This window comes from Psychrobacter glacincola, assembly GCF_904846075.1.
Taxonomy (GTDB): Bacteria; Pseudomonadota; Gammaproteobacteria; order Pseudomonadales; family Moraxellaceae; genus Psychrobacter; species Psychrobacter glacincola_C.
The window spans coordinates 88,231-105,196 of the sequence record NZ_CAJGZH010000003.1; the positions used below are offsets into that span (position 1 = coordinate 88,231).

Sequence of the window (16,966 nt, forward strand, 5' to 3'; positions counted from 1 at the left end):
CAAACATGGCCGCCAAAACCGTCACGATAGAAAGCAAAGACTATGTCTTTAACACGCTCAAAGAAGCACAGAAATACTATGATGCTATCGTAAAAGAGCTTTGTGATGCAAAACTTACCCTGACAAAGGGTCAGGACTTTGAAGATTTAAAGTGGATATACACCACTTACTGCAGTTATACCAATCATAATGTCGATCGATTGAAAGAATCTGACATCGTTGGCTTTAAAGGAATCAGCACAGTACAACAAAAAGGGGGGCAATATATCCCCACAGAATGTTGTGCCATTATTTTTTCAGATGGCAGTTCTAAGTGTACAGAAGAAGAATTCTTTACCGACAAAGCCATCAAAGAGATTGCCATCAAGCAAAATCCACGCTAATTTGGGCTTATTAAGTAGCTAAAATAGCTTTAAACGCTTTTTTTCGAATATTTATGCATTATTTTTAAAATAGTAGTTGACAAGACTGCCGCTCTTACATAAAATACGCACACTCTTAGCGAGGGGCTATAGCTCAGTTGGTAGAGCACTTGCATGGCATGCAAGGGGTCAACGGTTCGACTCCGTTTAGCTCCACCATACTATTTATTGCAACGCTCAGTATTACTGAAACGTAACCATAAATACTCGCTAGTAGGACGATATCAGCACCTAGGCAATGCTTACTTATTAAGCTATCTGATATTGTGAAGTACCGTTGTAACCATTGGTTATAACACTCTATGCGTCCCCATCGTCTAGAGGCCTAGGACACCGCCCTTTCACGGCGGTAACGGGGGTTCGAATCCCCCTGGGGACGCCACTATTCGGCGTCACTTATTAGCAAGCTTGCTTAGCACCTTTAAGCATCTGATAAGACTAATAAGCGTACCATCAAAAAGCCCAATCACATACTATTGTGATTGGGCTTTTTTTATGCCTGTTTTTTATATCATGAGGCTCTTGATACCTTAGCACTCAGTTCGTCATCGCCGATTTACTTAATAGGTGAAGCATAATTAATTTTATAGATAAGATTCGGTATTAAGTTCGCTCAAGATATTAAGGTATATTTACTAAGCGTCGCTATCCATAGTTTCTATACTTAGCTTGATATTCTGTTTATTTATTGAACTCCTCATCATAAATTTAAGCAAAAAAATCCAGCATTGAATACTGGATTTTTAAGTCAAACAGTCTATTTTTACAAAAACTACCAAATCTTATCTGATAGCATTAGCCACAACAATGTCATCACAATCATGATACCGAGTACTGTTTGAATCAAGAAGAATGCTTGATGCTGACCAACAACCTTACTTAACGTCACCCCTAACGTGCTGTACTTGATAGGTGGCGTGTCAATATTGCCAGTTCTTGCTTGTTCCTCATAATATCCTTGTAAGATATCTAAAAATTCGCGCCATGCGTTAGAGCCCCAATCATAGGGTTTAAATGGCATGAGTTTTTTCAGCTCAGGCTCTTTGGTCATCCAACGTTCAAGTGTAATGGAGCGTAAAGACCAGTTCGAAAAACGGCGTTCAGTAATTTCTGAAAAATCTAAGATTTTTAATTCTTTATGTCGATCGTCTAATAATAAGCGATTCTTTAGATTGGTTAAATCTTGTTCTGACCCTTCTGCACATTGAAAAAAGTAGCCATTGCCATAGCAAAGAATACCCGTAACATTATCGGCTTGGTTACGCTCAATCGCGACCTCTGAGATGTCGTTAAGCGTGCTGGGACTTGAAAGACCAGTCGAAGTAATTTGGCTTATATATATAAGCTGGCAGAGATCTGTCGTCACTGGATTTGTCGAATCGTTGATTGTTGACAATCAGCTTCTCCCTATTTTTAGGTAAATGTAGCTAAGACAACCATACTAAATTTAGAAAAACATAGAAACAAGATCTTTGAAAATATCAAATAGGCTTGGTATATTATTGATTTTATAAATGTTTATATTAATTGTATTAAGTTGGTTACATCATAGGCTAGTTTAGTCATCAAAGCAATATATGTTTATCTTATATCATCAACCAACAAAACTAAACAATAATTCACAATTATTTCTATTGAGAACTTGCACTGTGGTTTATGGGAAGCAATAGGATAAATAGGTAATATGGGAGGGGAAAGTGATGATAAAAACCGTCACCAATGAGCGATAAGACTACCGGCTCATTAATGAGATTGATACAGACTGATGGCTATTGCGAGTGTTTAATTATTTTTAGTCTGCTCAGAACAGAACTGAGCGTTAATAATCGCTGCGAGTAAGATAGCATCATCAGGATAGGTGAGCTTGATATTCTGGCGACTGCCAGTCACGATGCGAATGGGTAGGTCTAAACATTCAAATGCACTGGCTTCATCAGTAATAGTGAGCTCGTGTTCAGCGACATAAGTTAATACTTTTTGCAGCTGACCTAAGCGAAACACTTGCGGCGTTTGTGCTTGCCACATATGACGACGATCGATAGTACATTTAGCGTAAGAATGTGGGCTGCTACTCACTGTCAGGTTAACTACAGGCGTCTCACCTACAAGCTCAGATTGAGCGGTAGACTGGGGATAAGACTCCTTTAAAGTGTCAGCCACCGGTGTCGCTAAGATAGCGCCATAGGGCTCTAGCATCGCCGCTTCGATGACCTCTTCAATATCATGACTGGGGACCGCAGGACGCGCAGCATCATGAATAACAACCAAATCTGAGTCGTCGGCTCCCGCCTCAATAATCGCCTTTACCCCTGCCTGTACGGACTGCCAGCGCTCAGCGCCGCCCATGGCATAATGTATGGGTAGCGCAAAATTAAGCGTCTGTGCTGTACTGTCATCTGCTGCGACGACTAATAAACATCTATCAATATAAGTACTACTAGCAAGCCGTGCCACACTATGCTGTAGCAAGGTTTGCCCTTGCAACATCGTATATTGCTTGGCGATAGAGGCACCAAAACGACTACCGCGACCCGCAGCGACGATCATGGCATGTACATTAGGTGTGATATTCATAAGGCAATATTCATAAAGTAGTATTCATGGTTAGAGCCCATGATAGTATTGCTAGGGATAGACGAGGAATAAGAGAAGTAACGAATTTCAGGTGAATAAGATTTCTATTATAGACAATAGAAGATCATAATTTTAGACAGTTAAGAGCAATTAATAACGGCTATGCGTCGTGGGTGCCGTAGATACTTGTACAAAGGTCTCGTTCGGCTTAATCAAACCCAAGTCTAAACGAGCGTGCTCTTCCACTGCCTCAAGACCAGTTTTTAAGTCATGCACATCAGTACGCAATAAGTTATTTGCTGCCACTTGGTTTTCGTTTAAGCGTTGTTGTTCTTCGATTTGAGTCAGCAATTTATTATGCTCAAAGCGACCATTTTCGCCCAGCCAATACTGATATTGCAATCCCAAAAGGACGGCAACGGCTAGAGCAAGTAGCATAAATTGGCTAAAGTATTTCATAAGATAATAACGCCGAACAACATAGAGACAATAATAAAAATAAAAAACCAGCTAAGCTTGCTAAGCGATATATCACCATATTAATGATGACATATCGCCTAGCTGTAGCAAGAAATCTGGCTTGTTAACCACGTAGACCGATGAACTCTTCACGACCACGATAGCTTGCACGTACTTGTTGCTCGATACGTAGCAACTGATTGTATTTTGCCACACGGTCTGAACGGCATAGTGAGCCAGTTTTAATCTGACCAGCAGCAGTACCAACTGCTAAATCTGCAATGGTGCTGTCTTCAGTTTCACCTGAACGATGTGAGATAATGGTTGCATAGCCATTTTTCTTCGCTAGATAGATCGCATCTAGCGTTTCTGATAAAGTACCGATTTGGTTAAACTTAATCAAAATTGCATTGGCAATATGCTTATCAATACCCTCTTGCAAGATAGCAGGATTGGTCACAAATAAATCATCACCAACCAACTGAACTTTATCACCAATCTGCTCAGTCAAATATTTCCAACCATCCCAATCAGACTCGTCAAGCCCGTCTTCGATAGAGATAATAGGATATTGACGCGCCAAGCCGACTAGATAATCTGAGAATCCTTGGCTATCAAAGGCTTTGTTGCCCTCGCCTGCCAAGATATATTGACCACCTTTATAAAACTCACTAGCCGCACAGTCTAACGCCAAATGAATGTCTTCGCCCGCTTTATAGCCAACTTGCTCAATCGCTTGCATGATAACGGTGATGGCTTCTTCGTTGCTACGTAGGTTCGGAGCAAAGCCGCCTTCATCACCGACTGCTGTATTCAAGCCTTGTGATTTCAGCACAGATTTCAAGCTGTGGAAAATTTCCGTACCAGCACGCAATGCTTCTGAAAAACTGGTGAAACCAACGGGCTCAATCATAAATTCTTGGATATCAACCGTGTTGTCCGCATGCTCACCACCGTTTAAGATATTCATCATCGGTACAGGCATCGTCAGCGACGTCTGATTGCGCAAGTTGGCAATATATTGATGTAATGGCAGATTTTGTGACTTGGCAGCGGCTTTAGCCGTAGCAAGTGATACCGCTAGCATGGCGTTGGCACCAAGGCTATCTTTGTTTTCTGTGCCATCTAGCGCAATCATTGCATCATCAATGCCTTGCTGTTCGGTGACGTCTTTATCCATCAACGCGCTGCGAATTTGGCTATTGACGTTAGCAACGGCTTTCTTGACGCCTTTACCCATATAGCGACTTTGGTCACCATCACGTAGCTCAAGCGCTTCGCGTGAACCAGTTGATGCACCACTTGGGGCAGCAGCACGGCCGATAGTGCCATCAGCTAAGATTACATCAGCTTCGATGGTTGGGTTACCACGCGAGTCTAAAATCTCACGGGCGCGAATGTCTTTAATTGCGGTGACGTTGGTGGTTTCTTCAGCGTACATAATGTCTGTTAATTCCTTTGGTCATGCCAAGTTTGTGGGATAAATAACGGCAACTAGAATACAAAAAAGATAAAGCAAAATATCGTATAGTGCTATGCTCAAACCAGCTTTGCTTATCTATATAGTCAGCAAGTTTTGAGCAGGATTAAAGGTGGTTTTAATACTTTAATCGTCAGCTATAGTGCTTGGCATCATAGCATAAATTTTGCCAAACTTCCCTTATCTTGCACCGACTGGCGCTGATAAAATCACACTTAGATAAACAAATTACCAATTATGGATTTGTCTCAGCACCTATAATATTAAAAGCCATATGACTCTTATGCTTTTGTTAGACGTTCTGTTTTAGCGTGGGAGCCAGATACTGTGTTATCCAGCTCAACCTTTGTTTTAAATTGGGTCAAACGTAACGCATTCATTAATACTGAAATAGAGCTGAGCGCCATCGCAGCGGCGGCAATCATAGGGTTTAAGAAACCAAAAGCAGCCAGAGGAATACCAAGGCAATTATAAATAAAAGCAAAAAACAGATTTTGCTTGATGTTGCGCACTGTTGCATTAGCTATTTTTTGCGCGGCATCAATATGCATCAGCGACTCACCCATCAAGCGGGCTGACGCACTATGCTGGGCGACGTCTGTGCCTTCAAACATAGCAAAGCTTGCATCGGCAGTTGCCATCGCTGGCGCATCGTTGACACCATCACCTGCCATTGCAACTTTATGACCAGCCGTTTGCAACAAGGCAATTTGACTGGCCTTATCGCGTGGGCTCATTTTACCATAAGCCTGCTCAATACCCAGCTGCCCTGCCACATGATCGACCACAGACTGCTTATCACCACTCATCAAAATGACATTAATACCTGCGTCTTGCAGCGCAGTAATAGCCTTTGGAGTATCTACTTTTAAGTCATCGGCTAGGGCAAAAGCACCCAAAGCTTCCTCATTAATACTGACGGCGACGGTACTGGCAATTTGCCATACCTTTGGCATCAGCTTAGGCAGTGTTAAATTGGCAAACTCTGCGGTACCGACTTTTACCACACCCAAACCTTCAATATTTGCTTGTATACCAGCGCCTTTAATGACACTAATATCAGTCACATTCATCAACGGCAAGTTTCGCTCAGTAGCCGCGTTAACCAATGCTGTTGCTAGCGGATGACTGGCATGCGCCTCAACGCTTGCGGCAATTTGTAACACATCATCGACTGCGATCGATTTATCCACCATCACATGGTCTACGATAGTCGGCTTACCAATAGTCAAAGTACCTGTTTTATCGAGCACTACTGTATCGATGTTGCCTGCAGCTTCTAGGCTTTGTGCGTCTTTGAACCAGACACCATGACGAGCAGCAACGCCCATACCAGCCATGATAGCGGCTGGCGTTGCCAAACCTAAAGCACAAGGACAAGCAATGACCAATACCGATACTGCGTGCATCAAGGCAGTATCGATCATGCCTGTCAGCCACCACGTCACCCCAAAAGTGATAAGCGCAATGGCAACGACGACTGGTACGAATACTGCCGTCACTCTATCGGCGAGACGGGCTAAATTGGCTTTTGAGCCTTGGGCATCGCTGAGGGCTTGTACCATATCACCAAGCTTTGTATCACTACCTTTAGCACTGACGCGGTATAACAAGCTGCCATTTTCAACCAACGCCCCTGCCAATAATTTATCTCCCACTTCTTTTTTAAGCGGTACCGACTCACCCGTTAAATGACTCTCGACACACCAGCCAGCACCATCGATAACCACCCCATCGGTTGCAACTCGGCTGCCTTGCTTGGCACGCAAAATATCACCAACTTGCACGTCTTTCAGAGCAACATTATGAAAATCACCATTAGGCTGCTGCTGTTCGACTTCATCGGGCGTTAAGGACAATAATAAATCGATACTATTGAGGCTGTGTTTCTTAGTGCGCTCTTCTAGATACTTACCCGTACGTACAAAAGCAATGACCATGACGCCTGCTTCAAAATACACCGCAGGACTGCCATCCGCACCGTGACCACCAGCATGACCACTTTGCAGCAAACTGTTTAAAGTGCCATCGCCATGGGTCAGCCACAGATACGTTGAATACGCCCAAATAGTCACGGTACCGATGACGACTAGCACGTCCATATTAGCAAGACCACCTTTAATCGATGCCCAAGCGCTTTTGTAAAATGGCAAGGCAAATCCAAACTGTACAAGGGTCGCTAATATAAACTGAATCCAAATCGGCGGCATCCACGCCATACCCTGCCCAACGAGCATGCCTGCCATACCAATTAAAAACGGCACCAAACAAATCCATAACCCAATCAAGCGCCATGGGTACTGAGTCGCGGTATCTTCGTCTGTTTTTGCAAACAAACTATCGGCCGCCTGCAAATTGGCAACGAAGCCTGTTTTATTTACCCATTCTGTCACTTGTTCAGGCGTTGTCTGGGTCGGATCATAATCAACATTCGCAGTTTCGCCAGCGAAATTTACACTCACCTCGTATACCGACGGCTTTTTGTTGAGCACCTTCTCAATTCGCGAGGCGCAGGCTTGACACGTCATCCCCTCAATTGCTAGCTGCAAATGTGCACGCTGCGGCGCGAGCGGCGTATTGGATTGAATATCAGTTTTTACATCGTAGGCGTCATGATTGTCGGTTTGGGTAGTATCATTCATAAATAAAACTCGGTATGGCGTTTATGCGTTATGGCGTTATAAAGTCGTCTGAGCTAGGACAGCAACTCAGTGGATGGAATATCTAAGTCAAACAAATAGCACGCTTTAAAATTTAATATTGGTATGGTCGCACTGAATAATAAGTACGCTACTATCAATAATTTTTAACCATTAAAAAACCAGCCTTGATAGCCGGTTTTTTAATACAAATGAAGCAGGTTAAGCATTGGCAACAGTGGCATCAAAGCCTGCATCGTCGATAGCAGCAGCAATTGTCTCTACACTGGTTTTGCTATCATCAAAAGTAACCGTCGCTTGATTATCTGCCAGCTCAATACTGATATCGTCTAAGCCATCGATATCGGCAGTGGCGTTATGCACACTGGCCACACAGCCACCGCAAGTCATGCCATCAATTTTGATAATACGTGTTTGGTTTGCCATGAGAGGCTCCTTATTTTTGTAACTGAGTTTTTATAGGTAAATACTTTTATTAAAGAACTGCTTTTATAACTGTCTTTTTAAGACGGCTATCTTTTAAGACCTTATAAAAATAGCACTTAACCAGCTTAAGCCCTATCACGGTTAACAACAAGGCTCTTTGATTATCACTTTATTAATAGAACCGTGAATAATAGAACCGTGAATAATAGAACCGTGAATTTATGCCTAAGTGACAGACAATAGCGCTTATTTTAGAATAACGTCTAATCATCATGACGTGGGTTTTGCGGTGCATCAAGAGGAAACGGCTGGGTCACATAATCGACCGTACTAATTGCCGCCGTAAACGCATGAATACTGGTGTCTGTATCTTCATAACGTATGGTGGCAACATTATTATCAGGATCAAGCTCGATGGCCGTCACTCCTGTGATATTTTTCAGCGCTGTCATCACACTCTTTAATCCTTCATCATCATCGATATTTTCGATACTGACTGTTGCTGTTTGCATCGTCATGATCTCAGCCTCTTATTGTCTATGAATACATTAATGAGTATCTAACACCTCAAAGCCTTTGACCAAGTCATCAATTTGCTTCAACTGACGCAAAAACGGCTCTAATTGGTTCATACGTAGCGCACATGGACCATCGCATTTTGCAGTCTCTGGGCTTGGATGCGCTTCTAGAAACAACCCTGCCAATCCTGTCGCCATCCCTGCTCGTGCCAATGTTGTGATTTGTTCACGGCGTCCACCCGCACTATCGCTACGGCCGCCTGGCTGCTGTAAACTATGCGTCACATCAAAAAATACGGGGATATCCATCTGCTTCATGGTATCAAAACCAAGCATATCAACGACCAAATTATTGTAACCAAAGGCACTGCCGCGCTCACAAAGAATTAACTTATCGTTACCACCTTCAAGGCATTTGTTAACGATATGACGCATCTCATGCGGCGCTAAAAACTGCGCTTTTTTGATGTTAATAATCGCATCTGTCTTCGCCATAGCGTGTACTAAATCTGTCTGACGCGATAAGAATGCTGGTAATTGGATGATATCTGCTACTTCAGCAACGGGTGCCGCTTGATAAGGTTCGTGGACATCCGTGATAATAGGGACTTGATATTTTTCTTTAATTTGACCCAGCCAATCAAGACCCTGCTCTAATCCAGGACCTCGATATGAGTGCAGGCTTGAACGGTTGGCTTTATCAAAACTGGCTTTGAAGACATAGCCAATCCCCAAACGCTGACATATTTCGACATATTGCTCTGCAATCTCGAACGCCAATTCCTTTGATTCCAAAACATTCATACCACCAAATAACACAAATGGCTGGTCGTTACCGATATTAAGACTATTGCCATTTGGCGTAGTAAGTTTGATATGTGATTGCGCCGTTGATAAATGTTCCATGAAGTCGTTACCCTCTTTATTGTTATTAATATTTCTATCCCATATTGTAACCGATAGACTCAGTAAAAAAAGGGGTTAAGCGTAATTGCTGACCAACCATTAAAAAAATTGTCATGTTTATTGCTTAAAACCAATCTCATTCATAGCCACAGTCATAAAATTAAACGCAAAAAAAGACCAATCCGAAGATCAGTCTTTTTTATACATGTAAGTTTTTATACGTTAACGATTATTTGCTTTCGTTATAGTTCTTGGCCGCTTTTACAAAGCTGTTGAACAGTGGATGACCACCGCGTGGCGAGCTGGTAAATTCAGGATGGAACTGTACGGCGACAAACCAAGGATGATCAGCAATTTCGACCGATTCTACTAGATGCTGCTTGGCAGAATAACCAGATATGGTCATGCCTGCTTGCTCTAATGGCTCGATATAGCGATTGTTCATCTCATAACGATGGCGATGACGCTCAGTGATATTTTTGGCGCCATAGATTTGGCTAAGCTTGCTACCAGCAACCAATTCGGCTTGCTGCGCGCCTAGACGCATGGTGCCGCCAAGATCCGAGTCATCACTACGAATCTGTAATTCGCCGCGCTCATCTAACCACTCAGTGATGAGACCAATGATAGGCTCTGCCGTTTTGCGATCAAACTCAGAAGAATTGGCATCGATTTTGAGTACATTACGCGCGTATTCAATCACTGCTAACTGCATACCAAGGCAAATACCTAAATATGGCACGTTATTTTCACGAGCATAAGTGATGGCTTTTATCTTACCATTGGTACCACGCTCACCAAAACCACCCGGTACTAGGATGGCATCGGCATTGTGTAGCTGCGCCAATAGGCTGTCATCGTCTTCTAGACGCTCAGCATCAACATAGTCAATTTTGACATCGGCTTTATGAGTGATGCCAGCATGCAGCAGTGCTTCGTTGATCGACTTATAAGCATCAGGTAACTCGACGTATTTACCAACCATCGCTACCGTAAGACTCATTTCAGGATTAAGCTGAGCTTCAACTACTTTATCCCAATCACTTAAATCTGCTTCTGGTACATCTAAACCAAAACGCTCACAGATCAAGTCATCAAGATCCTGCTCATGAAGCGTGCGTGGTATTTGATAAATACTTTGCGCATCTTCACACATAATAACCGCACGCTCTTCCACATTGGTGAACAGCGCTATTTTGCGACGGTTGTCTTGCGAGATGTGGTGATCAGAGCGGCAAATCAATATATCAGGCTGCAAACCGATAGAACGTAGCTCTTTTACTGAATGCTGCGTTGGTTTGGTTTTGGTTTCGCCTGCACTAGCAATGTAAGGAACTAGCGTCAAATGCATCAACATGGCTCTATTACGACCAAGCTCCACTTGCATTTGGCGGACGGCTTCCATAAATGGTAACGATTCGATGTCACCAACCGTACCACCAATCTCAATAATCGCGATATCATAACCTTCACCACTGGCTAAGATTTTACTCTTAATTTCATCAGTGATATGTGGAATAACTTGTACTGTACCACCAAGATATTCACCACGGCGCTCTTTATTTAGCACGTTTTGATAGATACGACCACTAGTAAAGTTATTGCTCTTACTCATTTTTGAATGGCGTAAGAAGCGCTCATAGTAACCCAAATCTAAATCAGTCTCTGCACCATCTTCGGTGACGAATACTTCGCCATGCTGGAATGGGCTCATCGTACCTGGATCGACGTTGATGTACGGATCCATCTTGGTCATAGTGACAGTCACGCCACGGGCTTCTAAGACCGCTGCAAGAGAGGCTGCGGTGATACCTTTTCCTAGTGAGGACACTACCCCACCGGTCACAAATATAAACTTGGTCATAGTACTCTGTCGGTAATTGGTAAAGAAGGATTTTACTAAAAATACGTCAAAAAATATAGGGCAAAAGCACAAACTCTTTGAAACATTCAATCTTTAGTACTTAGCTATTATAACGCACTACCCACTCAAAAAGGATATAACAAAAAAACTCACCCCGAAGGATGAGTTTTTATAATCAGATTCTAATGCTTAGATTAGAATTTGTATTCTACACCACCACCGATACCGAAACCGTCAAACTCGCTCTCAGCTTTTACAAGAGGTGCAGTTACTGTAGCCTCTGAGCTTAAATAAGCGCCATATAGGTGACCAGTCGTTGCAGCATTAAATGCATATTTGCCGCCTACAACTGTACGGAAAGCCTCAGCGTCGTCAGCACCGCCAACGTTGTTTACGAAATCACCTTGAGCGTAAGCAGTCCAAGGAGTAGCGGTTTTCATTTCGCCACTGATAGTGAATGCATTTTCGTTGTCATCACTGTCAAAATCAGTGTTTTGATATAGAGCACCTAATGTAACCACTGGGCTGATAGCATAGTTACCACTAACACGAGCAACTTTAAAGTCGCCAGCTTGGATATACGTAGCGCCAACATTCATTGGACCTGTTTCATATTTACCACCAAGACCAAATGCATCACGACCTAGTGTATCAGTACCATTGTCTTCGTCCATTGCGTACATTGCCATGAACTGCATGCCGTTGATACTAGGGGTAAAGTAGTTGAAAGTATTGTTTGTACGTGGTGCATCAAAGCTAGCAAGTACAGCATCTCCACCTAGTACGCCACCTTGGGTAACGTTAGCAAAGTTTACATAGTCATCGATAGCTGATAAACGACCAGCAAGTAATGTACCATACTGTGCGTTTTTCAAACCAAGATAAGTGTCACGAGAATAGAACTGATCCGATTTCTCCATACGTCCGCCACCGGCTGCATCTACAAAACGATCGCCAGCATCAATATCGATACCGTATTCAAGTTGATAAAGAAGATCTGTGTTTGCAGTTAATGCTTCAGAACCTTTTAGACCAATACGTGAAGCATTTGAGTTTAACTGGCTACGGCCATCAGCATCTTCAGAGCTCTTAACAACCTCATTAACACTTCCATCAACGTTATAAGTCGTGACTGTTGTATCAACGTCACCAGTGTTTAAATCTAAAGTTAAAAAACCTTTACCATATACGGTAGGAGCTGCATTGGCTGCAGATACAGATAAGGCAGCAACTGCTGTAGCTAAAAGTAGTTTTTTCATGGGGTATCTCCACTTTACAATTTTAGTAATAAGCTAGCTATGATTAGCTGGTGCTCATAATGGTATCGTCACAAATCCTCAAAGATATAATGTGTAACTGGCTACCGAGATTAGTCAGAAACAAGTGTGGCGAAGTTCTATTACAGTAAGATGAAAAAAACAATGACTTACATAACTGGGATTAAAAAGTAACTGCCATGTAATCTTAGGTCTTTATCGCTCCGTTGCGTAACATCCGTTACCAAACTCATACTTCGAATACAAGCATAACAACTTTGACATAATTTGCAACATTTTTTTTCGCTTTTTAAACCCAGTATTTGTTGAATGCTATATCCACTATAGAATGTAGGTCATTGTAAAAAAAATCCCTATCTGCTCAAATAGATAAAGATACTATTGATTAATATAATTACCAAGAACTTGAAACTAGCGTAATGAATACTCTTTCATTAACAAAAATAAAGCCGTACTTGTTCATTAACAAGTACGGCTAATAAAAAATAATAAATGTGGTTTATGACATACTGACAGTCACAATTGAGATCGGAAAATTGCTACAAGAACAGTAAAAAAGGTATTTTCACTGCTCTTGTTTCCAGACTATAACCTTAGTCAATGGCTATCACAGACTTCTTATTAAGTATAAAAGCCAATAACAAGCCTCATTTAGTCATGACAGTATCATAATAGAATGTCAAGTATGCCATATTCTAATATTAACCTGCGCAATATTAGCAGCCTGCTTTTAGATCAAGACGTGCCTGATGCAATAATGGCTCAGTATAACCACTCGGCTGCTCACGACCTTTAAACACTAAGTCACAGGCCGCTTTAAAGGCATAAGAGTGGTCAAAGCTATCTGCCATCGTCTGATAGTCGCTATCGCCTGCATTTTGCTCATCAACTACTTTTGCCATACGCTTCATCGTATCCATCACTTGCTGCTCGCTCACGACATCGTGATGCAACCAGTTGGCAATATGTTGACTTGAGATACGTAAAGTTGCACGGTCTTCCATTAGACCAACATCATTGATATCCGGTACTTTAGAACAACCAACGCCTTGGTTTACCCAACGCACAACATATCCTAAGATGCCCTGAGCGTTATTTTCAAGCTCTTGTTGTTTCTCTTCATCTGTCCAATTAGTATTTTTTGCTAATGGAATGGTCAAAATGTCGTCTAATCTGGCACGCTCACGTGATTTTAGGCTGTCTTGAACATCAGCAACACTCACTTGATGATAGTGCATGCTGTGCAAGGTTGCCCCTGTTGGTGACGGTACCCATGCGGTACTGGCTCCAGACTTAGGATGCAGCAGCTTTGGTGTCCATCATCTCTTTCATCTCGTCAGGCTTCGCCCACATGCCTTTACCAATCTGAGCAACACCCTGTAAACCAGTCTCTAAACCGATATCAACGTTCCACTGCTCATAAGCTGGCTGCCATGCTTGTGACTTCATCTCACCCTTAGGTACAAATGGACCTGCATTCATGCTGGTATGCATCTCATCACCAGTACGATCTAAGAAACCTGTGTTGATGAAAATGACACGCTCTTTCGCTTGGCGGATGGCTTCTTTCAAGTTGACCGTCATGCGGCGCTCTTCATCCATGATACCGATTTTGATGGTATTACGCTCTAATCCTAATAAGTCTTCTACTGCATTGAATAAATCGTTGGCCATTTTGACTTCTTCAGGGCCATGCATTTTTGGTTTAACGATATACATTGAACCTTTACGTGAATTCGATAGCGCATTTTTACCTTTAAGGTCATTGAGCGTTAATAGTGGTGTAATTAGACCATCCATTAAGCCTTCAAATATTTGTTCTTGACCATCACCCAAGTCGACCAATATTGCAGGGTTTTGCATGAGGTGACCGACGTTACGAATCAGTAATAACGAACGACCTGGCAGGATAAGCTTACCACCACCTGGGGTGGTGTATTCACGATCTGGATTTTGCTGACGTGTGCGGGTTTTGCCACCTTTTTCAAAGGTTTCTTGCAAGTCACCATTCATGAGACCAAGCCAATTGCGATACACTTCCACTTTTTCTTCTGCATCGACGGCAGCGATTGAGTCTTCACAGTCTTGAATTGCCGTAATAGCTGACTCTAGTAGCACATCTTTGATATGTGCAGGGTCGTCTTTACCGACTGGATGGTTGGCATCTATTTGAATCTCTGCATGCAAACCGTTGTTTTTTAATAAAATACCCGTTGGGCTTTCTGCATCACCGACGAAACCAACGAATTTTTCGGCATCTTTTAGCTCAGTACTGCTATCACCTTGGACAATTTTAAGCTTACCATCGACCACTTTAAAGCCGGTCGCATCGTTATATGAACCTGACGCCAATGCAAAGTTTTCATCTAGGAATTGTTTGGCATAAGCAACGACAGCAGCACCGCGAGTTGGGTTGTAACCACCTTTTGCTTCTTGACCATTTTCATCACTGATAACGTCAGTACCATATAAAGCATCATACAAGCTGCCCCAACGAGCGTTGGTCGCGTTCAATGCGTAGCGCGCATTACGTACTGGTACGACCAACTGCGGGCCTGCAATATGAGCAATCTCGTCATCGACATTTTCTGTGCTAACTTTAAAATCATCGCCTTCTGGCAACAGATAGCCAATCTCTTGTAAGAATGCTTTGTAAGCAAGATAATCAATGTTGCCGTCTTTGGCAGGATGTTGCAGGTGCCACTGGTCGATCTGCGCTTGAATCTTGTCACGAGTTGCAAGCAATGCTTTATTGCGCGGCGTAAACTCTTTAATGACCTTTTCAAAACCTGACCAATAACTGTCTGAATCAACACCGACTTTCGGCAGCACTTCGTTTTCAATAAAGTCATACAATTGCTGGTCGATGGCAAGAATGCCTTTTTGAATACGATTGGCGTTAGAAGACTGGCTCATGTTGTTATCCTTATCTGTTCGTGAGGGGTGTGAATACGAAGTTGCTACCGCAATGATTACACATTGTCGGTCTTAGGCATCTATTCCAAATTTAGATGAAATACTAAGCAAACCTACTGATATATCATACAAGCTTGTGGTGAATAGCAAATTAACTATTTATGCTATGCTATTAACCTATTTTTGCTGCATTAGCCATTAGCATGGTCAAAGCATTTATAACGGATGATGGTGTCAACCTTGCTTAATGTACTCAGTGTACGATTTGAGCTCGGTTGCCTTGCACCTACTGTAAACGGTTTCAACTGCATAACATTGGCAATCATCACCACTGCGACAACACAATATGGCGACACATCAATAGTAAGACAAAATAGCGCTTAAGCAAAATATCATCCTACTATCAAATAAAGAAATAAACAAGAAAACATCATTCACTAGATAAATACTGGGGTTGTATTATAATGATAATCTATATGAGACAGGCGCTAAGAGGTTTTATTAGTGCTTATTGATCAATACTTGATATCGCATAGACAAACTGTCAGTAATCATTACTCCATGGATTTATGCTTAACCGTTATCTATCTAATATTAGTAAAAGATTTTTTAAACGTTCGATTATGGCAAAAACTATGAATAAAGAATATATAAGAACCAAGGACAGTAACGACAAAGTTATGAACGACAGCAATATAGAAGAACCTCGTATAGTAAAAGACGAGATAGAAGAGGACGATGTTGATATCACAAAGCTACGCACCCCAATCAAGGACCTATCTGCTGTTTATAATTTTTTGGGTGCGCGCACAACACAAGCTTGGGTTGATGCGGCGATTGCGAATGTACCGATGATCATTCAAGATCATGCCAATTGCGAAAAAAAGGCCGCTGGCACTGCCATGAATCTCATATTCCGCTATGAGTTTTCTTATGATTTGCAGCGTAAATTGGCACAATTGATACGCGAAGAAATGCTGCATTATGAGCAGGTTTTAGGTATTATGAATGACCGTGGTCAGGCGTGGAAATATCTGAGTGCTGGACGTTATGCTAAAGGCATGTTAAAACACAAACGTACTTATGAGCCAGCAGCGATGGTTGATGTGTTGATAATTGGCGCATTTATCGAAGCACGCTCTTGTGAACGTTTTGCCGCCCTTGCTGAGGTCATCGACGACGAACGCTTGGCAAAGTATTATCGCTACTTACTTAAGTCAGAGAGTCGTCACTTTGAGGATTATTTAGCCTTAGCTCAATCACTGTCTGAGGATGATATTGATGAGCGTGTCGCATTTTTTAAAGAAGTAGAAGCAGAACTGATTTCTAGCCCAGATCATGAGCTACGCTTTCATAGCGGTACACCTGCTTAAATACATCATATTAGGTATCATTTTCGATTAGATACTCTCTTATACAATAAAAATTATACAGATAATAAGTGAAGTAACTAACCAAGCTTCA

At 42.2% G+C, this 16,966-nt stretch carries 12 protein-coding genes, 2 tRNA genes and 1 pseudogene; 4 read left to right on the forward strand and 11 right to left on the reverse strand.

The annotated features are described in order from the left end of the window. Positions 1–5 precede the first annotated feature (5 nt). The 3 genes from JMW85_RS11450 to JMW85_RS11460 all read left to right on the forward strand — a co-directional run bounded on the left by JMW85_RS11450 (position 6) and on the right by JMW85_RS11460 (position 804). Positions 6–383 carry a hypothetical protein gene (locus JMW85_RS11450; protein ID WP_201581871.1) on the forward strand — a complete coding sequence of 126 codons (378 nt, stop codon included), beginning with the start codon at positions 6–8 and terminating at the stop codon, positions 381–383. Positions 384–505: 122 nt separating this feature from the next. Then, positions 506–581: transfer RNA gene (locus JMW85_RS11455), tRNA-Ala, on the forward strand. Positions 582–728: 147 nt separating this feature from the next. Further along, positions 729–804: transfer RNA gene (locus JMW85_RS11460), tRNA-Glu, on the forward strand. A gap of 390 nt (positions 805–1,194) precedes the next feature. On the opposite strand, the gene JMW85_RS11465 is transcribed toward JMW85_RS11460, so the two are convergent. The 11 genes and pseudogenes from JMW85_RS11465 to JMW85_RS11515 form a co-directional block, all read right to left on the reverse strand. Beyond that, positions 1,195–1,818, reverse strand: a complete 624-nt coding sequence (locus JMW85_RS11465) for a BLUF domain-containing protein (protein ID WP_045444510.1) — start codon at positions 1,816–1,818, stop codon at positions 1,195–1,197. A gap of 386 nt (positions 1,819–2,204) precedes the next feature. After that, positions 2,205–2,996: a 2-C-methyl-D-erythritol 4-phosphate cytidylyltransferase gene (ispD, locus tag JMW85_RS11470; protein WP_201581872.1), complete on the reverse strand. Its 792-nt coding sequence runs from the start codon at positions 2,994–2,996 to the stop codon at positions 2,205–2,207. A 150-nt stretch (positions 2,997–3,146) separates the two neighbouring features. Further along, a complete protein-coding gene (locus JMW85_RS11475; protein ID WP_055125147.1) occupies positions 3,147–3,455 on the reverse strand; it encodes an FtsB family cell division protein in 309 nt (102 codons plus the stop codon). Positions 3,456–3,579: 124 nt separating this feature from the next. Continuing rightward, complete coding sequence (gene eno, locus JMW85_RS11480; protein WP_201581873.1) at positions 3,580–4,896, reverse strand: phosphopyruvate hydratase; 1,317 nt, start codon at positions 4,894–4,896, stop codon at positions 3,580–3,582. 320 nt (positions 4,897–5,216) lie between these two features. Then, a complete protein-coding gene (locus tag JMW85_RS11485; protein ID WP_201581874.1) occupies positions 5,217–7,577 on the reverse strand; it encodes a heavy metal translocating P-type ATPase in 2,361 nt (786 codons plus the stop codon). 219 nt (positions 7,578–7,796) lie between these two features. Beyond that, positions 7,797–8,021, reverse strand: coding sequence for a heavy-metal-associated domain-containing protein (locus tag JMW85_RS11490; RefSeq protein ID WP_011280902.1), 225 nt, complete (start codon positions 8,019–8,021; stop codon positions 7,797–7,799). A 263-nt stretch (positions 8,022–8,284) separates the two neighbouring features. Continuing rightward, the gene (locus tag JMW85_RS11495) at positions 8,285–8,539 is read right to left on the reverse strand and encodes a heavy-metal-associated domain-containing protein (protein ID WP_201581875.1); all 255 of its coding nucleotides are present in this window, start codon (positions 8,537–8,539) and stop codon (positions 8,285–8,287) included. A 30-nt stretch (positions 8,540–8,569) separates the two neighbouring features. Beyond that, entirely contained in the window at positions 8,570–9,445 is an 876-nt protein-coding gene (kdsA, locus tag JMW85_RS11500; protein WP_201581876.1) for a 3-deoxy-8-phosphooctulonate synthase, read from the reverse strand. Positions 9,446–9,674: 229 nt separating this feature from the next. After that, on the reverse strand, positions 9,675–11,309 hold the full coding sequence (locus JMW85_RS11505; RefSeq protein ID WP_045444494.1) for a CTP synthase: 1,635 nt from the start codon (positions 11,307–11,309) through the stop codon (positions 9,675–9,677). A gap of 194 nt (positions 11,310–11,503) precedes the next feature. After that, positions 11,504–12,568: a porin gene (locus tag JMW85_RS11510; RefSeq protein ID WP_201581877.1), complete on the reverse strand. Its 1,065-nt coding sequence runs from the start codon at positions 12,566–12,568 to the stop codon at positions 11,504–11,506. 734 nt (positions 12,569–13,302) lie between these two features. Beyond that, a pseudogene (locus JMW85_RS11515) lies at positions 13,303–15,502 on the reverse strand (malate synthase G). 680 nt (positions 15,503–16,182) lie between these two features. On the opposite strand from JMW85_RS11515, the gene JMW85_RS11520 reads away from it, so the two are divergent. Next, positions 16,183–16,875, forward strand: a complete 693-nt coding sequence (locus JMW85_RS11520) for a tRNA-(ms[2]io[6]A)-hydroxylase (RefSeq protein ID WP_374220463.1) — start codon at positions 16,183–16,185, stop codon at positions 16,873–16,875. Positions 16,876–16,966: the final 91 nt, after the last annotated feature.

What these genes read in the sequence shown, in the direction of transcription:
- JMW85_RS11450 (WP_201581871.1), top strand. Translation starts at nt 6, where the DNA reads ATGGCCGCCAAAACCGTCACGATAGAAAGCAAAGACTATGTCTTTAAC.
- ispD (WP_201581872.1), bottom strand. Translation starts at nt 2,996, where the DNA reads ATGAATATCACACCTAATGTACATGCCATGATCGTCGCTGCGGGTCGC.
- JMW85_RS11475 (WP_055125147.1), bottom strand. Translation starts at nt 3,455, where the DNA reads ATGAAATACTTTAGCCAATTTATGCTACTTGCTCTAGCCGTTGCCGTC.
- eno (WP_201581873.1), bottom strand. Translation starts at nt 4,896, where the DNA reads ATGTACGCTGAAGAAACCACCAACGTCACCGCAATTAAAGACATTCGC.
- JMW85_RS11485 (WP_201581874.1), bottom strand. Translation starts at nt 7,577, where the DNA reads ATGAATGATACTACCCAAACCGACAATCATGACGCCTACGATGTAAAA.
- JMW85_RS11490 (WP_011280902.1), bottom strand. Translation starts at nt 8,021, where the DNA reads ATGGCAAACCAAACACGTATTATCAAAATTGATGGCATGACTTGCGGT.
- JMW85_RS11495 (WP_201581875.1), bottom strand. Translation starts at nt 8,539, where the DNA reads ATGACGATGCAAACAGCAACAGTCAGTATCGAAAATATCGATGATGAT.
- kdsA (WP_201581876.1), bottom strand. Translation starts at nt 9,445, where the DNA reads ATGGAACATTTATCAACGGCGCAATCACATATCAAACTTACTACGCCA.
- JMW85_RS11505 (WP_045444494.1), bottom strand. Translation starts at nt 11,309, where the DNA reads ATGACCAAGTTTATATTTGTGACCGGTGGGGTAGTGTCCTCACTAGGA.
- JMW85_RS11510 (WP_201581877.1), bottom strand. Translation starts at nt 12,568, where the DNA reads ATGAAAAAACTACTTTTAGCTACAGCAGTTGCTGCCTTATCTGTATCT.
- JMW85_RS11520 (WP_374220463.1), top strand. Translation starts at nt 16,183, where the DNA reads ATGAACGACAGCAATATAGAAGAACCTCGTATAGTAAAAGACGAGATA.